Here is an 18,601-nt window from a genome sequence, read left to right as displayed (position 1 = left end):
CTATGGCCCCGACAGCCTGGATCATGTGATAAATTGTGAATAGCAACTGGTAGTCGATCCGACTTTGGACTGAAGTTCCCAGTGCTCCCAGCCCTCACTTACTTAACCAGCATGTCCCGGCTAGTTGGCCTGCAGGCTCCAGATTTCACCGCCACCGCAGTGGTGGATCAGGAATTCAAGGAGATCAGTCTTTCACAGTATCGCGGCAAGTACGTGGTGCTGTTCTTCTACCCCCTCGATTTTACCTTCGTCTGCCCTACGGAGATCATCGCTTTCTCCGAACGCTATAACGACTTCTCCAGCCGCAACTGCGAAGTGCTGGGTGTTTCCGTTGATAGCCAGTTCAGCCACCTCGCCTGGGTTCAGACGGATCGCAAGAACGGTGGTATTGGCGATATTACCTATCCCCTTGTTGCGGATCTCAAAAAGGACATTGCCCGCTCCTACGAGGTACTCGATGAGGAGGCAGGTGTGGCTCTACGTGGTCTGTTCATCATTGACCCTGATGGCGTGATCATGCAGAGCACAATTAACAACCTGCCCGTCGGCCGTAGCGTGGATGAGACCCTGCGTCTGCTGCAGGCCTTCCAGCACATCCGCAACAACCCAGACGAAGTCTGCCCAGCAAACTGGAACCCAGGGGATAAGACCATGAATCCTGACCCAGTCAAGAGCAAGGAGTTCTTCGCCGCCGTTAACTGATTGCTATCAGGGCTGGCATTGTTTGATTCTGTGATCAAACCGGGGGGCCTTTGGCCCCCTTTTTTGCGACATCTTGCTGAGAGTCGAGTTCGCCAGGCTTCAATTACTCAGGCTGGCAAGCAGCCTCAAGCCATCGAGCCCCCCCGTGAGCGGGTCGCAGGCGCGCTCCGGATGGGGCATCAGACCCAGCACATTGCCTCCTGCGTTGGTCAGGCCCGCCACATCACCAACCGAGCCGTTGGGATTGCATGCGTAGCGCAACACCACCTGACCATTTGCTTCGAGCTCAGCCAATTGCTCGCTCTCGCACTGGTATCGCCCCTCCCCATGGGCGATTGGAAGCACGATCGCTTCTGCCTCGCTATACCCTTTCAGCCAGCGACAGTTGCCAGGATTAACGCTCAGCGGGGTTGGTTCACAGAGAAAATGCAGCCGAGCATTGCGGGTGAGAGCACCTGGCAATAAACCCATCTCAGTGAGTACCTGAAAGCCATTGCAGATACCCAATACCGCACCGCCTGCTTCAGCGAAAAGCCTCACCGACTCCAATACGGGGGCAAACCTGGCAATTGCACCGCAGCGCAAATAGTCTCCATAACTGAAGCCGCCAGGGATAACCACTGCGTCTAGGCCGCTCAGATCGCGCTCCTCATGCCAAAGGAAGCGGGTCGGTAGACCGACGCAACCCTCCAGGGCCCAGCGCACATCCCGGTCACAATTTGAGCCTGGGAACACCACGATGCCAATGGTCATTGCTGTTGCTCCCCGGCCTTTTCAAGCAGCTCTAGCTGCCAATTTTCGATTACTGGATTGGCAAACAAGCGGTCACTGAGTAGTTCCAGCTGGCCTTGGGCGGTAGTTTTGTCCGGAGCCTCCAATTCCAGCTCGATTGCCTTGCCGATGCGCAGGCTGCGGACGCCGTCGACGCCGAGTCGGGCCGCTGCAGCCCTGGTGGCCTCGCCAGCCGGATCAAGCACCGAGGGCCGAAGTGAAACCTGAACGCGAGCGCGGAAGAGTGGCACCAGAGGAGCAGAAGGTTTGTTAAATCTTGGCAGCCCGGTGGCCCGCTGACGTCACTTTTGGTCAGCTTGAAAGCAGCCCGCTGGCATTTCGGCCGTGGTTTGGCGCTTCAACTCAGTTCCTATTGGCGTCTGGCCAGCCTGCAGGCCACTGCTGGCTGGCTTGATAGCCCTTTCTGTGCCAGCTGTGCTTTCCCAGCCGTTGCAGTGCCGTTTGGCTGATGGGCCTTGGCAGCCATGCACGATGCTCGTTCAAGCCCCGGCAGCAGAGCTGCTTATTCGGTGGACGATTGAGCTCGGCCCGCGTCGAATCGACTTCCGCAACGACGGCAGTGGCACGGTGCAGATGCTTGATTCCACAGGGTGGTTGCCTGTTGATACCAGCTGGATTGCGGGGCCTGCGCTCTGCTGGAACGGGCTATGCGCCCAAGGGGATATCCCCTTGGATTGATCAGCTAGTTAGCAGCTGCCAGCTCACCGGTCCGGGCCTGGTCTAGGCAGGCTTCGATGGCAGGGCGATCCAGTTGGAAGCCAAGCAAAACCAGCTCTAGGCCTGGGGCCTGCTGGGTGGCCGAAGCTTGCCCAGCCCCTGGTTCATACCAGCACTCCAGCCGCGGTCCAACAGCCTGGATCTGAAGCGGTCGGTTTTTACCTGAAAGCCAAAGTCGCCCCTTGAGCCGAATCAGGGCGCTATCACTCACCAGCTGCAGCAGTTGTTGCTCAAGGGCAACCCGGCAAAAATCGCCAGCCAGTTCGAGGGCAAGCGTCTCGATGGCAACATGGCTGTGATCGTGATGCTCGTGATCGTGGTGATCATGGTCGTGGTGATCATGGTCGTGGTCATGCTCGTGATGGGTATGGCCTGTGGTGTTTAGCTGCCGGCTCTCAAGGCCCAGCACGAGCTCTGGGGATACCACCCCCCTGCCCATCGACAACAGCACAGCTCCCGGCTGCAGCTGGGGGGTAAGGGCCTTATGCACCAGATCAATCTCGCCTGCAGATAGGCAGTCGGCCCGGCTGATCAAAACCAGATCGGCAGCCTCAAGCTGCTCGGCAAACAGTTCATCGATAGCCGAAGCGTGATCCAGGCTTGGATCAGCGAGCCGCTGGGCCTCGAGAGCGGCTGGATTTGCCACCACACTGCCTGCTGCAAGGGCTTCGCCATCAACAACTGCCACCACGCCATTGAGGCGAATGCGAGTGCGGATTTGCGGCCAATTCAGGGCTGCAATCAGTGGTTCGGGCAGGGCCAGGCCACTGGTTTCCACCACGATCCCATCGAGGCTTTCTGCTCGTGCAAGAAGCTTCTCCATGGTTGGCAGGAAGTCGTCTTGGACCGTGCAGCAGAGGCAGCCATTTGCCAGCTCCACCAGGCGGGTGTCTAGCTCATCATCCGGGCAGAAACCACAGCTGCGGAGCAGGTCTCCGTCGATACCCACCTCGCCAAATTCATTTACCAGCACAGCTAAGCGCTGACCGCTGTGCAGTAGCAAATGGCGCAGCAGAGTTGTTTTGCCCGCACCGAGAAAACCTGTCACCACGGTGACAGGCAGCCTTCCACTTTGTGTCGTCATCTCAGGCCGCCAAACCCGCCAGGGCCCAGGTGCCGCCAAGGGCCATTAGGGCGAAACTAAGCCAGCGCAGCTGGGTTGAAGAAAGGCGTGTCCCAAAGGGTCGCAACGCAATAAGTGCAACCGCAAGCAGGCCTGCCTGGGAAAGAAACAGGCCCGTGCCGTAGGCCACTACGGGCATGGCGCTCCAGCCAAAAACGGGGCCGCTTAGTACATAGCCGTGCAAGGCCATGGCGGGAAGCAACAGCAGGGATGGCAAGCGCCGTAGCAACACCAGGGCCTCAACAATGAGGGTGCAGGCCACCAGGGATTCAGCGCCTGGCATCCCTGGCCACAGCAGTCCAGCGCCACTACCAAGCAAGCCAACAGCGAGAAGTCCCAGGCTCCAGCTAAGCCGTTTTTGCAGCCCCACCAAGGAAAGTGCCAGTAGGAACAGCAGATGATCCGGGCCCAGCACTGGGTGGGCGAGGCCACTCAGAACGCCATTGAACATGCTGGGCTTTAGCTGGCCGATATCGGCAAAATGGTGGGCTTGGACTGGGCTAAGGGCGCCAATGCCGATTGATGCCAGGCCAGCAACTAGGAGCCAGCGTCCCAGGGCTTGGCCGTTGGGTGCTGTTTTGATCAAATTCATGGGCCGGTCCGCGCCGTAGGAGGAACAAAACCGGCGGGCGTTCTGACTTGGCAATGGATCGCAAGCAGGCCCCAAAGTTGGAGCAGATTTGCGGGCCATAGCCTTCACAGCTGCGGGACAGTGCCGGATTTTCACCGACCTTTCCCCCTTACCTCCAGTGGCTGATCCCCACCGGAACCGGAAATTAGATGCTAAGGGCAAGGGGCCCTATCGGCACGCCAGGCTGTCCTTGGTGGCTACTCCGGTGCTCGGATTGACACCGGCAGCTCGTTTACAGAGTGCTTTCTGCTCAGGCAGATCCAGCACTGCATCACTGAAGTCGGCTCCTTCAATGGTTGCCCCTTTGAAGTGGCTTTGCATCAACATGGCGTTTCGCAGCACAGCACCACTGAGGTCAGTGTCTTCAAAGTGACTTGCGAAGGCCACCGCGTCTTCCAGGTTGGCGTCCTTCAGGTTGGCTCCCCGTAGGTCGCTGCTGTTGAAAACAGCTCCGCGCAGATCGGTGCCGCTCAGATCGAAGCCAGCCAGAGTCGCCTTCAAAAACTCCTGCTGTTGAAGGTTGCGGCCGTGCATGTCTGGTTGGAGGTCTTGTAGCGAACGCTGGCTGCGCAGCTCAGGCGCGGTGATCGCTGCGGCAGGAAAGACCCCAAGGCACCAGGTCAGCACCAGGGCCAGTGCGGCCAGCAGCCAGCCACCAGACCAACTCGCTCGGCTTTCATTTCTCGAGCTCATGGGCGCGCACTTACGGTTGATCATCAAGTTATGGCAACCATGGTGATGGCTTTGCGGGTGGTGGTTCCCCCCCACCCCCTGATTGGCCACTGGCTTGGCGTACTGCGCGATCGACACACGCCTAGTTCGCTTTACGCCTCCGCTACTGCCGAGCTAGGTCGCTGGCTCACCTATGAGGCTGTGCGCGATTGGCTGCCCCACAGGCGCATCCAGCTGGAAACACCCCTTTGTGCGGCGGAGGCAGACGTGGTGGATCCAGCGGTTCCCCTGCTGGCCCTGCCCCTGCTGACCGCTGGGCTTGGCCTTTGGCAGGGCGGCCAAACAGTGCTTCCCTCGGCCCAGGTGCTCCATCTACAAGAAAGCCTGGGTGTGATAACCCCTCCAGCCGGGCCAATCCCCTCCCGCTGCGGAGTTTTACTGTTTGTAGCGGAACTGGGAGACGGCGAATCCCTGCTCCAACTCCTCGATGACCTTTCAGCCCTAGGCGTGACCGGTGATCGCCTACGAGTGATTACATCCCTGGCCTCTGGTCCAGGACTCAAGGCTGTGGGGGAGCGCCACGGCAGCCTCACCATCTACGCCGCTGGCATCGATCCAGATTTGAACGAAGTCGGGGCGATCGTGCCTGGTATTGGCGATGTGAGGCAGCGGTTGTTCGGTGGCACGGTGCTGGATGAAATGCCCACCGATACCTAGGCTCGCTACAGAAGGGCTTGATTTATGGGCAATCACAACGACGGCACTCCAGCCGGTGGCAGTTCCAGCCTCAGCGTCTTGGCTGGGGCTGTTATTGGTGCTGCTGGCCTTGCCTGGTGGTTGCTTGCTGAAGCAGAGCGACGCCGGCACCAAGGCCGGCCTACCCGGGCCGCTGGAATCGCAGCCTCGCCGGCGGCTGTCAGGACGGATCGGGACCTTCACGATCGGGTCCATGAGCTCAACCAGGCGATCGACGATGTGCGCCGTCAACTGGAGACCATGACCATCCAGGGTTAGGGCTTCGGGGTCATTCGGCCCGGTGGGTAGGTTTCTTCAAGCCCAACCCGTCACCATGCTCCGCTCCGCAGCGATCACGCAAGGCATCCAGCGCTCTCCTAACCGTGCCATGTTGCGGGCGGTTGGCTTTGGCGATGGCGATTTTAACAAGCCAATTATTGGCATTGCCAATGGCTACAGCACAATTACACCCTGCAACCTGGGCTTAAACGAGCTGGCCCAGCGCGCTGAGACGGCCCTTCAAACAGCCGGTGCCATGCCCCAGATGTTTGGCACCATCACGGTGAGCGATGGCATATCAATGGGCACGGAGGGTATGAAGTATTCCCTGGTGAGCCGCGAGGTGATTGCCGATTCGATTGAAACTGCCTGCAACGCCCAAAGTATGGATGGCTTGCTGGCAATTGGTGGTTGTGACAAAAATATGCCAGGAGCCATGTTGGCGATGGCCCGCATGAATATTCCCTCGATCTTTGTTTACGGTGGCACGATTAAACCTGGCAAGCTTGGTGCCTGTGATCTCACGGTAGTAAGTGCTTTTGAGGCAGTCGGTCAATACAGCGGTGGTCGTATTGATGAGCAGGAGCTCACTGCTATTGAAAAAAATGCCTGTCCAGGTGCCGGTAGTTGCGGTGGCATGTTCACCGCCAACACCATGAGTGCCGCCTTTGAGGTGTTGGGGTTAAGCCTGCCATACAGCTCCACCATGGCAGCTGAGGACCCTGAGAAAGCAGAGAGTGCTGCTCGCAGCGCTGAGGTTTTGGTTGATGCTCTTGAGGCAAATATCTTGCCTAGCGACCTACTCACCCGCGAGGCCTTCGAAAATGCGATCAGCGTGATCATGGCGGTAGGTGGCTCTACCAATTCCGTGTTGCACCTACTGGCGGTCGCCCGCACCGCTGGAGTAACCCTAACCATCGACGATTTTGAGACGATCCGCCAGCGGGTGCCAGTGATCTGCGATCTAAAGCCCAGTGGCCGCTATGTGACCGTTGACCTCCATCAGGCCGGTGGCATACCCCAGGTGATGAAGCTGCTGCTCGATGCGGGCTTACTGCATGGTGATTGCCGCACCATTGAGGGAAAAACTCTGGCTGAGTTGTTGGCGTCTGTTCCTTCCGAGCCCCCCTCTGGTCAGGACGTGATCCGTCCTCTTAGCAACCCCCTTTATCCCAAAGGGCACCTGGCGATACTCAAGGGAAACTTGGCTGAAGAAGGTGCGGTGGCCAAGATCAGTGGTGTTAAAAACCCTGTAATTACTGGCCCAGCAAGGGTTTTTGAAAGCGAGGAATCCTGCCTGGCCGCAATCCTTGATAAGCAGATTAGCCCCGGTGATGTGGTCGTTGTGCGCAATGAGGGCCCGGTGGGTGGCCCTGGGATGCGGGAGATGCTTAGTCCCACGGCGGCAATCGTGGGGCAGGGCATGCTCGATTCGGTGGCCCTGATCACCGATGGTCGCTTTTCAGGTGGCTCCTTTGGTCTTGTTGTGGGTCACGTTGCACCCGAGGCTGCTGTGGGCGGAACAATCGGCCTAGTGGAGGAAGGGGACAGCATCACGGTGGACGCCATCGAACTGCTGATCCAGCTCAATGTGCCAGATGCGGAAATCGCTCTGCGTCGCTCCGCCTGGGTCAAGCCTGAGCCCCGTTATCGCACCGGGGTGCTTGGAAAATATGCCCGCCTGGTTGGCAGCAGCAGCAGGGGCGCTGTGACCGATGAGATCTGATAGTTGAGCTAAGACTCAGTCAAGCGGCATCAAAAGCGCCCTGAGCCTTCGTGCCAAAGCCTCCAGGGGGGCACCATCAACTGGTCGCTCGCAGCGGAGCCCTGACTCCGGCTCCATCCACACCGGATGGCTCCCCTGCCAAAGCAGGGGGCGTTGCTGGTCGTGGCACCAGGCCAGGGTGAGGTTGAGGTCATTACCGCTGCGATAGATCTCAATTTCGAGATCGGCGGCGGGATAGCGCTCCCCATCAGCCTGTCTTACCTCAAGTCGCAGGTTGCAATCGTCGCAGCGCTGGGCATCATCCAGGGGCAGCACGGCATGACGCCATGGCTTGCGGCATAGATCGGCGGCGGCTGCCACCAGCTGTTGCAGGTTGCTATTAACTAGCTCAGGGGTAGCCACGTACAGCGCGAAGTTGTAGGTAGATAGGACCGGCGCGGAAGCCAGCATTTAAGCCGCCATCATCGGCGAAGCGTGAATGCAAAAGCTGCAGTCTGTTGATCCGACTTGGGTCAAAGTTCAAGGGCAACCCCACCGGCTTAGCGCGCACCGAGGCTCTTAGATCCGCGAAGGGAATCCTCACGAGGCTGGGCCCCTCAGGCTCCGTAGCGAATTCGATCACCCAGCGCAGGCCCCCCGGGATCAAGTTGGTGAGACCGGCCAGACCGTCAGCGCAGGCAACCGCCAACTTGAAGCGTCTGCCAGCACCAAGCAGCTCAAGTTCGAGCCCCTCACAACTCGAAAGATCGAGAGGGGGAGAAAACAGAGGCGAGCGGCAACTGATGAAGCCCCCTCCTTCCTCAACGAGCGTGCCTTCAAACTCAAGGCCTGTTGAGGCGACCCGGCAGTTGCCCTGGCTGCGCCCACCCATCACGGTGTCGTTTAAGGGATGCCAGCCAATGAAGCCGTCGCCGCTGGCGATGGGAATCACTGGCCAACTCCAGCAGCTGCTGCTTGGTCAGCAAATATCAGCACCTCAGTCTCAGTGGTGGGCTGCACCAACTTGGCTGGGGTGCGCAGGGGCGATTCTTCGGGATCGAGTAACCGATGCAGGGCCTGCACCTTGCCGGCCCCACTCACTAGGAAGATCACCCGCCGCGCCGCTGAAAGGGTTGGGGCTGTAAGGCTGACCCGGGGCAGACCCTTGCCCTCCCCCAGGGTTACGGAGCGGTCCCTCACCCCCGGTGCAACGGTGCCAGGAAACAACGAGGCGGTGTGACCATCGTCGCCGAGGCCCAGCAGCACCACGTCCAGCACCGGTGGAAAGTCGCCGCACAGTTGTTGCAGCAGGTCTGCGTACGCTGCCGCTCCTAGCTCCGGGCTGGCGAGCTGGGTGGGAACCGGGTGCAAGCAGGCCTTGCCACCGGGGAGATCCGCCATCAAGGTTTCCCTAAGCATGCGGGCGTTGCTGGAGGGGTCTTCGCTTGGCACCCAGCGCTCATCGCCAAGGAGCACATCGACCCGATCCCAGGGCAGGTGTTGCTGACCGAGTAAGCGATAGGTCGCCTTTGGTGTTTCTCCGCCGGCGAGTGCTATCTGGGCGCGGTCGCGCTGGGCAAGTACCTGATCAATCTCAGAGGCCAGGGCTTGAGCCGTCTGACGGGCGAGCTCAGCTGCCGACTCAGCCACCACCAGGCGATAGCGAGTGGTGGAGCCTGGAGTGATTGGGGTCATTGGATCAGTCCAGCCACTCGGTGTGGAAGTTGCCAGGCTTGTCGACCCGCTCGTAGGTGTGGGAGCCAAAGCAGTCGCGCATCGCCTGGACCAGGTTTTGGGGTAGGCGGGCGCTGCGGTAGCTGTCGATGTAATCGAGGGTGCTGCTTAAGCAGGGCACGGGAATCCCCGCCAGGGCAGCGCCGGCAACCACCTGCCGCAGCCCCGGCAGACGCCTGTTGATCTGCTCGGCAAACCAGGGGTCGAGCATCAGGTTTGCCAGGCTGGGATTGGCGCCATAGGCATCCTGAATTCGCTGCAGCAAGCGGGCCCGGATGATGCAGCCCCCTTTCCAGATCTGGCCGATGGCCGAAAAATTGAGGTTGTAATCGTGCAGCTTTGAGGCTTCCTGCAGCAGGGCCATGCCCTGGCCGTAGCTGACGATGCAGGCGGCAATGCAGGCATCGCGCAGGGGAGCCATGGCATCTGCCGCGCTGCCAAGATCGAAGCTATGGGGGGCAGGCTCTGGCAGCAGGGCGCCCGCCTCGAGGCGCTCGGAGCGCAGCGAGCTCAGCACTCGGGCATTTAGGGCGGCATAGATGGTTGGCACGGGAACACCCATCTCCAGGGCACTCACCACGGTCCAAAGACCAGTGCCCTTTTGGCCAGCCGCATCCACGATCGCCTCCACCAGATCGGCACCGGTTTCTGGATCCTTGGTGCGCAGGCATACCTCGGTGATCTCCACCAGGAATGAGGCCAACTCCTCGGTTTGATTCCAGCTGGCTAGAACGTCGGCCATCTGGTCGCCGTTCAGTCCGCCAACCCGCTTCATCAGGTCGTAGGCCTCAGCCAGGATCTGTTCAATGCCGTACTCGATGCCGTTGTGCACCGTTTTGACGAAGTGGCCAGCGCCCCCGGGGCCGATGTAGGTGACACAGGGACCATCGTCTACCTGGGCTGCCATCTTGCGCACCAACGGTTCAATGGCGTCGTAGGCCGCCTTGGTGCCACCGGGCATCATGCTCGGCCCTTCGAGGGCGCCTTTGGCGCCACCGGAGACGCCCATGCCGATGTAGCCGAAGCTCTTGCTCTCCAGCTCGGCAACGCGGCGTTCCGTATCGGCGTAGAGAGAATTGCCGCCGTCAATCAGCAGGTCACCCTCTTCAAGGAAGGGGGAGATTGCCGCAATCGTGTCGTCAACGGGCTGTCCCGCTTTGACCATCATCAGGATGCGGCGTGGACGCTCCAGGGTCGCCACAAACTCCTCAAGGGTCGCGGCACCAACAATGTCCTTGCCGGCGCCACGACCAGCCAGAAACTCATCGGTTTTTGCCTTGGTGCGATTGAACACAACGGAGGAGTAGCCGTTGCGCTCAGCATTTAGGACGAGGTTTTCCCCCATCACTCCCAAACCGATCAGGCCGAAATGCGCCTTGCCCATGACTGAATTTGAAGCTTTTGGCGACAGTGTGGCGAAGCGTGCTGGTCAGCCCAGGCATCCGTCACAACTTGGTGGCAAAGGTGTCAGCAACTCCTGGTTTTTGGCCTGACACCTTGGCAGCTTTCCCTGCTCAGATCACCGTGCCGTCGGCGATGGTCCCATTTTTGACAACCACCACAATGCCGTTGCGTATGTAGAAACTGAGCTCGGGCCGGTCAGCTTCCTCCACGTGGTCCTTGTTGACGATCGTGACGTTGTCTCCGATCCGCACGTTCTTGTCGATGATGGCCCGTTTAACGGTGCTGCCCCTGCCCACGCCGATGGGGATGCCCCCACGTTCACGTAGTAGAAGGCGTTCCTCAGAGGACTCGAAGTAGTCGGCTCCCATCACCAGGGTGTCCTGGAGCACTACCTCGTCTTCAACTCGGGAGCGCACGCCCAGTACGCAGTGATGAATGCTGCAGGCCTTGAGCAAGGATCCCTCACCGATGATCGAGGCGGTTACCTGGGCGTCCTGCAACTTGCTGGGCGGCAAGTAGCGAGGCCTGGTGTAAATCGGGAACTTCTCGTCGTAGAAGGAGAAGGCCGGGTTGGGTTGATCGGTAAGCGCCAGGTTGGCTTCATAGAAGGCGCCGATAGTACCGATGTCCTCCCAGTAGTCGTCAAAGAGGAAGCTTTGGAGCCGGTCGCCGCGGGCCAGTGAGGCGGGGATGATCTCCTTGCCAAAGTCTGTTGAGGACGGGTTGCTGCTCAGCAGGTCAAAGAGGGTGTCGCGGCTGAACACATAGATGCCCATCGAGGCGAGGTATGGGCGCTTGGCCGCCTCCTCCGGCGACAGGCCAAGGGCCTGGGTGTCAACCCGCATGGTCTCCAAGGCTTCACCCTTGGGCTTCTCCCGAAATTCTTGTATACGGCCATCACTGCTGGTGCGCATCAGGCCAAAGTCCTGAGCCTGGGCAGGATCTACGGGGAGGGCGCCAACGGTGAGCTGGGCGCCGGTGTCGATGTGGTGCTGAACAAAACGGCTGTAGTCCATCCGGTAGAGCTGGTCACCGGAAAGAATCAGGTAGTGGTCCACGTCCCATTCGTGGAAAAGTCCTTGGTACTTACGGACTGCATCGGCGGTGCCCTCAAACCAGCTTGGGCTTTCTGGGGTCTGCTGGGCTGCCAAAACCTCTACAAAGCCTTGGCCGAATCCAGCCGAAAGGTTGTAGCTCATCGTCAGGTGACGATTCAGCGACGCACTGTTGAACTGGGTAAGTACATAGATTTTATTGATTTCCGAATTAATGCAATTGCTGATTGGAATATCAATTAGCCGATATTTACCTGCCAGTGGCACAGCTGGCTTGGCCCGCATTTTGGTCAATGGGTAAAGGCGGGTACCAGCACCACCTCCCAGAATTATTGCCAGTACACGCTTCATAAATCCTGCTGCCAGCGGTTCTCGGGGCTGACCGTACTTGAGCGTCCTGCTATTGGGCGAGCCTTTTGATCCCCTGCGGCACGAACTGTTGCAGTGCCCAAGGCTGGGGCTGGTTCAAGGCTCTGGCGGACGCTCCTGCAGCTCAAACAGATCCTCCAGGACCCTCATGGCGCTGTGTCGCTGCTGGCGCGGTTGGGGGGCCCGCAGGTTGGTAACAGGGGTGTGCAGGATCTTGTTGATGATGCCCTTGCTGAGGGCTTCAACCACCTTGCGCTCCCTGGCTGATAGGTCTGGACCCATGCGGCTTAAGGCCTTCTGGAGCTCCTGCTCACGGATGTCTTCCAGCTGGCGCCGGAGCCGGTTTACAACCGGAACGGCTTCAAGCCCGTCCCACCATTCCAGGAAGGCACGAGACTCCTCCTGCAGCAGCCCTTCGGCCTCAGCTGCCATTTCCCGCCGAGCCTCCTGGTTGCGATTTACAACCTCCTGCAAATCATCAACGTCGTAGGAGTGCACGCCGGGCAGGCCAGCCGTATCCGCCGAAATGTTGCGGGGCACGCCGATGTCAACCAGCATCAAGCTGGAGCGGCGATTCAGTCCGCTGAGGCGCTGAGCCGTGATGATTGGTGTGTCGGCAGCGGTGCTGGTGAAAACCAGCGAGCAGGTGCTGAGGCAATGGTCCAGGTCGTCAAGGGGACGGCACTGAACGGGCAGAGATGGAAAGTCAGCGGCCAGTAGTTCCGCCTTGCTAACCGTGCGGTTGAGCAGCACAAGGCCCTTACAGCCTTTGGCCTGAAGGTGTTGAAGCAGCAGGCGGGCCATGCGCCCTGCCCCCACCACTGCCACCTGCTCCTGATCAAGGGGCACCAGCTCATCGAGGCCTCGAGCTTGGCCCACCTTGAGCTGGGCCAGCTCCACAGCCGCTGAACTTATCGAGACAGCGCCGGTGCCAAGGTTCGTTTCCGTACGGACCCGTTTACCGGTACTAACCGCCTGGGTAAGCAGCCGATTGAGGATTGGCCCAACAGAGTGGTGCTCCTGGCCAAGCCTCACCATTTTTTTTACTTGAGAGAGGATTTGCCCCTCCCCAAGCACTAGGGAATCGAGGCCTGCTGAAACCCTCAGCAGGTGGCTGATTGCCTCCTCGTGATGAAAGGTAAATAAATGTGGTGTGAGCTCCTCGACCGCCAGGCCGGAGAGCTGGCTTAAAAAAGCTCCGACAGCGGAAATACCCCGCTCCGGATGACGGAGCAGGGTGTAAATCTCCAGCCGATTGCAAGTGCTGAGGATGGATGCCTCCAGCACCTGGTCGTCGGCTCGCAGCTGCTGCAGCGAAGCCTCCATGGTTTGATCCGGGATGCTGAGACGCTCCCGGATCTCCACTGGAGCCGTGCGATGACTGAGGCCGACGACGGCAATGTGCATGGAGGCTGGCTGGGGTGCTCGGACTGGGGCGGGCGTCAGCTCAGCGCAATGCTCTGGGCCCCATCCTTCATGTGAATGGTATTGGTAAAGCGAGCGGTGTTGTCCAGGTTGCTGATCACCAGGGAGCTGGTGCGGGTGCAATCCTTCTCAAACTTGACACCGTGGAACAGGAGGCCATCGGTGATGCCACTGCCAGCGAAGACCACGTTTTCACCGGAGGCAAGCTCCTCTGCCTCATAGATTTTGTCTACGTCGGTGATACCCATCTCGTTAAGACGGGCAATGTTGCCTTCCTTGGTGTAGTCAGCCCACTCAGAGGTCTGAGCCACGGCCGGGTCGTACACGAGCTGGCCCTGGAAGTGACCGCCAAGGGCCCGCATGGCTGCGGCGGAGATCACGCCCTCGGGAGCTGCGCCGATGCCCATCAGGCAATGGGTGCCAGTGCCTGCAAAACCGCAGGCGATGGCGGCCTGAACGTCGCCATCCGAGATGGGTTGAATCCTGGCGCCAGTGGCCCGGATCTCGGCGATCAGATCCTTGTGACGAGCACGGTCCATCACGACGATGGTCAGTTCGCTGGCTGCAAGACCAAGGCACTCGCTGAGAATCTTGATGTTCTCGGTAGCCGACTTACGGATGTCCACCTTGCCCTTGGCTGCAGGGGGTGCAGCCAATTTCTTCATGTAGAAGTCGGGAGCGTTGAAAAGTCCACCGCGATCAGAAGCGGCCAGGACAGCCATGGAGCCTCGCTGGCTGTTGGCGCAAAGGTTGGTTCCCTCGCAGGGATCAACGGCGAAATCCACACCGGGGCCGGTGCCACTGCCAACTTCTTCGCCGATGTAGAGCATGGGAGCTTCATCGCGCTCGCCCTCACCGATAACGATGCGGCCCTGCATCTGGATTAGGCCCATGCGAGTGCGCATGGCCTCGACTGCTGCAGCGTCAGCTTCATCCTTCTTGCCAAGGCCGGTCAGTTCGGCAGAGGCGATGGCAGCTTGCTCAACGACCTCGAGAATTTCCTGGATGAGGGTGCGATCCACGTTGATCCGGCAGGGGAATGGGCTTCAGTAATGGCGTCGGCCTGGCGGGACACGAGGTCAGAAGCCTGTTGCTGCCAAGCCTTTCGAAGATGAAGCGGACGCAACTGTATCAGTGCTCGCGGCCATGGGACCTGGGGACCACCCAAGGCTTGTTTGCAGACCACTTCCTACAATCCAAAGCCACCCGATCGGTTGATCCAGCATGAGCACCAAATCCCTGGTGATCTCCCCGTCAATTCTGTCCGCCGATTTCTCCCGTCTCGGCGAAGACGTTCGTGCTGTCGATCAAGCTGGTGCCGACTGGATCCACGTTGACGTGATGGATGGCCGGTTTGTGCCGAACATCACCATTGGACCCTTAATTGTGCAGGCGTTGAGGCCTGTAACCACCAAGACCCTCGACGTTCACCTAATGATCGTTGAGCCAGAGAGATACGTGGCTGATTTTGCCAAGGCTGGCGCTGACATCATTTCTGTGCAGGTTGAGGCTTGCCCGCACCTGCATCGCAACCTTGCCCAGATCAAGGATCTTGGCAAGCTCGCTGGTGCAGTGCTCAACCCCAGCACACCTCTAGACACGCTGGACTACTGCCTGGAGCTCTGCGATCTTGTGCTGATCATGAGTGTCAACCCGGGCTTCGGTGGCCAGAGCTTCATCGACAACCAGGTGCAAAAGATTCGCGACCTGCGCCGCATTTCCGATGAGCGTGGCCTCGATCCCTGGATTGAGGTGGATGGCGGCATCAAGGCTGAAAACGCCTGGAAGGTGATTGAAGCGGGCGCCAATGCCATTGTTAGTGGTTCTGGTGTCTTCAACCAGCCTGATTACGCCGCAGCAATCACCGGTATTCGCAACAGCAAGCGTCCCGGCGCATGAGCATCTGACTAGTTCAATATACCCCCTCGCCCGTGTTCGCGGGGGGGCAGATAAGGTTTCACACTTTATATATTTTGAATAGGCGCGCTTAGGCTTTAGCTGTCAAAGAACCACCCATAGCTGTGCAAGCCAATGCCCAGCAGATTTACACCGATATAGCAAACCACGATCACGACCAAACCCGCTGCGGCTACGAGCGCGGGCTTGCGGCCCTGCCAGCCACGGATCAAGCGAGTGTGCAGATAGGCGGCGTAGACGAGCCAGCAGATCAGGGCCCAGGTTTCCTTCGGATCCCAGCTCCACCAGCTGCCCCAGGCCTCGTTGGCCCACACCGCTCCACTTACCAGACCAACCGATAGCAGCAGGAAGCCCACTGTGATCGTGCGGTAGCTGAGTGAATCAAGCTGTTCAACCGCAGGCATGGCCACGCTGCTTAGTTGTAGCTGGGGTGTAGCCAGCTGGGCCTGGCGATAGCCGCCACTACCAATGGAGCTGCTGCGCAGTTCCATTGAATTGCCGCGGTCAGTGAATAGCACCGCTAACGAAAGCAATGACCCCACCAGCAGGGCCGCATAGCTGATCATGATCACGCTCACGTGCATCACTAGCCAGCTAGAGCGCAGGGCCGGCACCAGGGGCGAGGCTTCCTGGAGCCGATCCGGCAGAGCGAAGCTTGCGAAAGCCACACAGCCGAGGGCCATGGGGGTAGCCGCTGCAGGCACCAATGGCGAAGGCCAGGTGCGCTCCACCAGCAGCTGGGTGAGGGTGCAGCCCCAGGCGAGAAAGCAGAGGGATTCGTAGAGGTTGCTGATCGGGAAATGGCCCGATTCCCACCAGCGCAGGACCAATTGGGCCGTGAGGCAGAGATTGGCGCCGGCAACCAGCAAGCGGACCGCCGTGCTTGATCGGCCGCCGCTAAGGGACCAGAAGGCCAGCGGCAGGGCGACTAGCAGGAGGGCAAACGCCGTCAGACCCAGTCCAAGCACTGGGTCGTTCAACAGGGCGGGCACGGGCAACGACTCGATATCTGCTCAGTTTGGCGAATGGCAGGTGCTGTTAGCGGCTGGCCTGGCGTAACAGATACACGCCGCCACCCAAACCGATCACCACTGGCAGCCAGGCGGAGAAGTAGGGACTCAGCGTTCCCTTGACCCCGAGCGAACTGAAAACAAACGCCACCAGGTAGTAGCCAAAGATCAGCAGGACGCTGAGCCCGAAACCCTGGCTACGGCTGCGGCGCGAATGGGGGCGCACTCCAAGGCTGCTACCGATTAAGCCAAACACCAAGCAGACCGCGGGGAAGGCAAACTTCTCCTGGATGCGAACTCGAAGCTTGCGGGCACCCTGCAGATCACTGGCCTCTCTGAGCAGGCGCTCGGCGGTTCGCGCTTGGCCGATTGTCATTGAATTGGAATCCTTTGGCAGCTTGGCAACCTGGAGTGGCTGACTACCAAGGGGATATAGATAGCGGTCGAAATCAGCTGAAGTGGTGGAGCTTTCCGATCCCTCCGTGACTCCAAAGACATGGCCATCAAGGAATTCCCACTGGGCCTCGGCCTCGCTCCAGCGGGCCCGATCGGCACTGAGCAGCACCCGTTGACCTCGGCGTGAAAGGTCAAGCAGGGTGACCCTCTCCATCACCCCTTTATTGAAGCGTTGGGCGTAGAAAAAGTGGGTAAGGCCCCGCTCCGTGCTGCCGTCTTCAGCCTGTATCTCGCCGTATTTAGAGAACATGACGTTGTCTTTCTGTTCGCCAGCCACGGCACGGCCAATCGCTCTGTTGAGGGTGTTTTTAGCCTCGAACAAGGTGCGCGGCACGATTGCCTCGTTGAAGGTGAAGGTGAGCATGGTCATCACAAGAGCGATGGCTACGGCGGGCACCACCATTCGCCAAGTGGCAACACCAACACTTCGAAGGGCGGTGAGCTCACTGTTGCCTGAAAGCTTTGAATAGGTGAGCAAGGTGGCCATCAGCGTGGCCATTGGGAAGGAGAGCACCAGAAAGGAGGGCATCTCCAGCACCAGCACCCGCACGGCCACATCTAGGGGCAACCCCGATTCCGCAACCCGGCGGACAAGCTCGAATACGGCACCCACTGAAAGGGATACGGCGGTGAATGCGGCTACACCGAAAATCAGGGGGCCGATCAGTTCGGCTAGGAGCCAGCGATCCAGCAGGGGTAGCTGGCGCCAAGGGGTCAGCAGCTGCTGGCGTGCGCGGTGTGACCAACTCATAGCTGGAAGGATTCTCCGAGGTAATGGCGGCGGACCAGGGGATCGGAACCCACCTGCTGAGAGCTGCCGGCAGCCAAAATCGATCCCTCAGAAAGGATGTAGGCCCGATCGGTGATTGCCAGGGTTTCTCGCACGTTGTGGTCTGTAATCAGCAGACCCATGCCCCGCTCCTTGAGCTGGTGGATTAACTGCTGCAGATCCGATACCGCGATTGGATCGACTCCCGCAAAAGGCTCATCAAGTAGCAGGTAGCGGGGACCCTCAATACCCACGGCCAATGCCCGGGCAACTTCGCAGCGCCGCCGCTCGCCTCCGGACAACTGATATCCCTTGCGGTTTTGAAACTCGCTGAGGTGAAAATCCTCGATTAAGCCATTGAGGCGCTGACGCCTCAGCTCCATCGGGGTGGCACTTTCCTGCAGGGCAAGGCTCAGGTTGTCACGCACACTCAGCTGGCGAAAGACGCTGGGCTCCTGCGGCAGGTAGCCAATACCTAGGCGGGCCCGTTGGGGCATGGGCAGTTTTTCGATTGCCTTGCCATCCATCAACACCTGGCCGGAGTCGGGGCGCAATAAGCCAGTCACCAAACCAAAAGTGGTGGTTTTGCCCGCCCCGTTGGGACCAAGCAGGCCCACTACTTCACCTGGCTCAAGCTGTAGGGATACGTGGTTGACCAGCAGTCGGCCGCCGATGGCCAGCGCCACATTTACGAGCTCAAGACTCATGGCATCAGGCCTTCCTTTGCTGTAGGAGCATTGATTCGGTAGTGGGTGATCACTTGCTGACCAGGGGCCGGCTCAGCCACGATCCGCTCCCTCTCCACCAGATACACCAGCCTTTCAGCCTGGATGCTGTGACCCGCATCTTGAATTACATCCACATCACCGCTGAGCACCAGCCTGCCCTCACGACTGAAGTATTGGGCCTGACGGGCCGTCGCTACAACCTGTTGGTCGGGGTAAACGATGCGCACATTGCCGGTTGCTGTCACAACCCCGGTGCTGTTATCGGCCTTTTGGAGGTCGGATTCAATTGTTACCAGCCCGCTGGTGGGAGTCACCACTGCGGGGACTGCAAGTGCAGGGGCCAACATTGCCGAGAGGAAAAGGGACAGGGCCGTCAGC

Annotated in this window: 22 protein-coding genes and 1 riboswitch; of the genes, 6 read left to right on the top strand and 16 right to left on the bottom strand. The window is 59.6% G+C overall.

The features are described 5' to 3' along the window. Positions 1–111 precede the first annotated feature (111 nt). Positions 112–702, top strand: coding sequence for a peroxiredoxin (locus tag KBZ22_RS00890; protein ID WP_254941104.1), 591 nt, complete (start codon positions 112–114; stop codon positions 700–702). Between the two features lie 99 nt (positions 703–801). Here the strand turns inward: KBZ22_RS00890 and purQ are convergent, their stop codons facing one another. Together purQ and purS are read right to left on the bottom strand one after the other, a co-directional pair. Beyond that, positions 802–1,455 carry a phosphoribosylformylglycinamidine synthase subunit PurQ gene (gene purQ / locus KBZ22_RS00885; protein WP_254941049.1) on the bottom strand — a complete coding sequence of 218 codons (654 nt, stop codon included), beginning with the start codon at positions 1,453–1,455 and terminating at the stop codon, positions 802–804. Next, complete coding sequence (gene purS / locus KBZ22_RS00880) at positions 1,452–1,724, bottom strand: phosphoribosylformylglycinamidine synthase subunit PurS (RefSeq protein ID WP_106501799.1); 273 nt, start codon at positions 1,722–1,724, stop codon at positions 1,452–1,454. The genes purQ and purS overlap by 4 nt, the downstream gene beginning before the upstream one ends. A 241-nt stretch (positions 1,725–1,965) precedes the next feature. Between purS and KBZ22_RS00875 the strand changes: the two genes are divergently transcribed. Next, positions 1,966–2,172 (top strand): hypothetical protein, encoded by a 207-nt coding sequence (locus KBZ22_RS00875; RefSeq protein WP_255020681.1) that lies wholly within the window; start codon positions 1,966–1,968, stop codon positions 2,170–2,172. A gap of 4 nt (positions 2,173–2,176) precedes the next feature. On the opposite strand, the gene cobW is transcribed toward KBZ22_RS00875, so the two are convergent. From cobW to KBZ22_RS00860, 3 genes are all read right to left on the bottom strand, one after another. After that, positions 2,177–3,295 (bottom strand): cobalamin biosynthesis protein CobW, encoded by a 1,119-nt coding sequence (gene cobW, locus KBZ22_RS00870; protein WP_255020680.1) that lies wholly within the window; start codon positions 3,293–3,295, stop codon positions 2,177–2,179. A gap of 1 nt (position 3,296) precedes the next feature. After that, positions 3,297–3,926, bottom strand: a complete 630-nt coding sequence (locus KBZ22_RS00865; RefSeq protein WP_255020679.1) for a HupE/UreJ family protein — start codon at positions 3,924–3,926, stop codon at positions 3,297–3,299. Positions 3,927–3,940: 14 nt separating this feature from the next. Continuing rightward, positions 3,941–4,123: riboswitch (cobalamin riboswitch) on the bottom strand. Between the two features lie 10 nt (positions 4,124–4,133). Continuing rightward, positions 4,134–4,658: a pentapeptide repeat-containing protein gene (locus KBZ22_RS00860; protein ID WP_255020678.1), complete on the bottom strand. Its 525-nt coding sequence runs from the start codon at positions 4,656–4,658 to the stop codon at positions 4,134–4,136. A gap of 30 nt (positions 4,659–4,688) precedes the next feature. Here KBZ22_RS00860 and KBZ22_RS00855 point away from each other — a divergent pair, with 30 nt between their 5' ends. The 3 genes from KBZ22_RS00855 to ilvD are packed head-to-tail and all read left to right on the top strand — an operon-like array spanning position 4,689 to position 7,377. Then, positions 4,689–5,354: a uracil phosphoribosyltransferase gene (locus KBZ22_RS00855; RefSeq protein WP_315858586.1), complete on the top strand. Its 666-nt coding sequence runs from the start codon at positions 4,689–4,691 to the stop codon at positions 5,352–5,354. A 24-nt stretch (positions 5,355–5,378) separates the two neighbouring features. Then, a complete protein-coding gene (locus tag KBZ22_RS00850; protein ID WP_254941054.1) occupies positions 5,379–5,651 on the top strand; it encodes a hypothetical protein in 273 nt (90 codons plus the stop codon). 55 nt (positions 5,652–5,706) lie between these two features. Further along, positions 5,707–7,377, top strand: a complete 1,671-nt coding sequence (gene ilvD / locus KBZ22_RS00845) for a dihydroxy-acid dehydratase (RefSeq protein ID WP_255020677.1) — start codon at positions 5,707–5,709, stop codon at positions 7,375–7,377. 15 nt (positions 7,378–7,392) lie between these two features. Here ilvD and KBZ22_RS00840 read toward each other — a convergent pair whose 3' ends face one another. The 7 genes from KBZ22_RS00840 to glpX form a co-directional block, all read right to left on the bottom strand. Further along, a complete protein-coding gene (locus KBZ22_RS00840; protein WP_254941056.1) occupies positions 7,393–7,779 on the bottom strand; it encodes a hypothetical protein in 387 nt (128 codons plus the stop codon). After that, a complete protein-coding gene (locus KBZ22_RS00835) occupies positions 7,766–8,308 on the bottom strand; it encodes a CIA30 family protein (RefSeq protein ID WP_255020676.1) in 543 nt (180 codons plus the stop codon). Before KBZ22_RS00835 ends, KBZ22_RS00840 begins: the two co-directional genes overlap by 14 nt. Next, complete coding sequence (gene pgl, locus KBZ22_RS00830; RefSeq protein ID WP_255020675.1) at positions 8,305–9,051, bottom strand: 6-phosphogluconolactonase; 747 nt, start codon at positions 9,049–9,051, stop codon at positions 8,305–8,307. Before pgl ends, KBZ22_RS00835 begins: the two co-directional genes overlap by 4 nt. A gap of 4 nt (positions 9,052–9,055) precedes the next feature. Next, positions 9,056–10,474, bottom strand: a complete 1,419-nt coding sequence (gndA, locus tag KBZ22_RS00825) for an NADP-dependent phosphogluconate dehydrogenase (protein WP_254941059.1) — start codon at positions 10,472–10,474, stop codon at positions 9,056–9,058. Between the two features lie 130 nt (positions 10,475–10,604). Further along, positions 10,605–11,900, bottom strand: coding sequence for a glucose-1-phosphate adenylyltransferase (locus tag KBZ22_RS00820; protein WP_254941060.1), 1,296 nt, complete (start codon positions 11,898–11,900; stop codon positions 10,605–10,607). A gap of 114 nt (positions 11,901–12,014) precedes the next feature. After that, the gene (locus tag KBZ22_RS00815) at positions 12,015–13,325 is read right to left on the bottom strand and encodes a glutamyl-tRNA reductase (RefSeq protein WP_255020674.1); all 1,311 of its coding nucleotides are present in this window, start codon (positions 13,323–13,325) and stop codon (positions 12,015–12,017) included. Positions 13,326–13,360: 35 nt separating this feature from the next. After that, on the bottom strand, positions 13,361–14,365 hold the full coding sequence (gene glpX, locus KBZ22_RS00810) for a class II fructose-bisphosphatase (RefSeq protein ID WP_106501811.1): 1,005 nt from the start codon (positions 14,363–14,365) through the stop codon (positions 13,361–13,363). 202 nt (positions 14,366–14,567) lie between these two features. Here glpX and rpe point away from each other — a divergent pair, with 202 nt between their 5' ends. After that, a complete protein-coding gene (gene rpe / locus KBZ22_RS00805; RefSeq protein WP_255020673.1) occupies positions 14,568–15,242 on the top strand; it encodes a ribulose-phosphate 3-epimerase in 675 nt (224 codons plus the stop codon). Positions 15,243–15,337: 95 nt separating this feature from the next. Here the strand turns inward: rpe and ccsB are convergent, their stop codons facing one another. The 4 genes from ccsB to KBZ22_RS00785 are packed head-to-tail and all read right to left on the bottom strand — an operon-like array spanning position 15,338 to position 18,570. Further along, positions 15,338–16,252, bottom strand: coding sequence for a c-type cytochrome biogenesis protein CcsB (gene ccsB, locus KBZ22_RS00800; RefSeq protein WP_254941063.1), 915 nt, complete (start codon positions 16,250–16,252; stop codon positions 15,338–15,340). Between the two features lie 46 nt (positions 16,253–16,298). After that, a complete protein-coding gene (locus KBZ22_RS00795) occupies positions 16,299–17,477 on the bottom strand; it encodes an LptF/LptG family permease (protein WP_255020672.1) in 1,179 nt (392 codons plus the stop codon). Then, the gene (gene lptB / locus KBZ22_RS00790; protein WP_254997050.1) at positions 17,474–18,202 is read right to left on the bottom strand and encodes an LPS export ABC transporter ATP-binding protein; all 729 of its coding nucleotides are present in this window, start codon (positions 18,200–18,202) and stop codon (positions 17,474–17,476) included. The genes KBZ22_RS00795 and lptB overlap by 4 nt, the downstream gene beginning before the upstream one ends. After that, positions 18,199–18,570, bottom strand: a complete 372-nt coding sequence (locus KBZ22_RS00785; protein ID WP_396111545.1) for a hypothetical protein — start codon at positions 18,568–18,570, stop codon at positions 18,199–18,201. Before KBZ22_RS00785 ends, lptB begins: the two co-directional genes overlap by 4 nt. Positions 18,571–18,601 lie beyond the last annotated feature (31 nt).

The sequence above is a fragment of the Cyanobium sp. L1E-Cus genome, from assembly GCF_024345755.1.
Taxonomy (GTDB): Bacteria; Cyanobacteriota; Cyanobacteriia; order PCC-6307; family Cyanobiaceae; genus Cyanobium_A; species Cyanobium_A usitatum.
This window is presented reverse-complemented; position numbering and strand designations above follow the sequence as displayed.

Coding starts and splice junctions, on each gene's coding strand:
- KBZ22_RS00890 (WP_254941104.1), top strand. CDS start 112: ATGTCCCGGCTAGTTGGCCTGCAGGCTCCAGATTTCACCGCCACCGCA.
- purQ (WP_254941049.1), bottom strand. CDS start 1,455: ATGACCATTGGCATCGTGGTGTTCCCAGGCTCAAATTGTGACCGGGAT.
- KBZ22_RS00875 (WP_255020681.1), top strand. CDS start 1,966: ATGCTCGTTCAAGCCCCGGCAGCAGAGCTGCTTATTCGGTGGACGATT.
- cobW (WP_255020680.1), bottom strand. CDS start 3,295: ATGACGACACAAAGTGGAAGGCTGCCTGTCACCGTGGTGACAGGTTTT.
- KBZ22_RS00865 (WP_255020679.1), bottom strand. CDS start 3,926: ATGAATTTGATCAAAACAGCACCCAACGGCCAAGCCCTGGGACGCTGG.
- KBZ22_RS00860 (WP_255020678.1), bottom strand. CDS start 4,658: ATGAGCTCGAGAAATGAAAGCCGAGCGAGTTGGTCTGGTGGCTGGCTG.
- KBZ22_RS00855 (WP_315858586.1), top strand. CDS start 4,689: ATGGCAACCATGGTGATGGCTTTGCGGGTGGTGGTTCCCCCCCACCCC.
- KBZ22_RS00850 (WP_254941054.1), top strand. CDS start 5,379: ATGGGCAATCACAACGACGGCACTCCAGCCGGTGGCAGTTCCAGCCTC.
- ilvD (WP_255020677.1), top strand. CDS start 5,707: ATGCTCCGCTCCGCAGCGATCACGCAAGGCATCCAGCGCTCTCCTAAC.
- pgl (WP_255020675.1), bottom strand. CDS start 9,051: ATGACCCCAATCACTCCAGGCTCCACCACTCGCTATCGCCTGGTGGTG.
- gndA (WP_254941059.1), bottom strand. CDS start 10,474: ATGGGCAAGGCGCATTTCGGCCTGATCGGTTTGGGAGTGATGGGGGAA.
- KBZ22_RS00820 (WP_254941060.1), bottom strand. CDS start 11,900: ATGAAGCGTGTACTGGCAATAATTCTGGGAGGTGGTGCTGGTACCCGC.
- KBZ22_RS00815 (WP_255020674.1), bottom strand. CDS start 13,325: ATGCACATTGCCGTCGTCGGCCTCAGTCATCGCACGGCTCCAGTGGAG.
- rpe (WP_255020673.1), top strand. CDS start 14,568: ATGAGCACCAAATCCCTGGTGATCTCCCCGTCAATTCTGTCCGCCGAT.
- KBZ22_RS00795 (WP_255020672.1), bottom strand. CDS start 17,477: ATGAGTTGGTCACACCGCGCACGCCAGCAGCTGCTGACCCCTTGGCGC.
- lptB (WP_254997050.1), bottom strand. CDS start 18,202: ATGAGTCTTGAGCTCGTAAATGTGGCGCTGGCCATCGGCGGCCGACTG.
- KBZ22_RS00785 (WP_396111545.1), bottom strand. CDS start 18,570: ATGTTGGCCCCTGCACTTGCAGTCCCCGCAGTGGTGACTCCCACCAGC.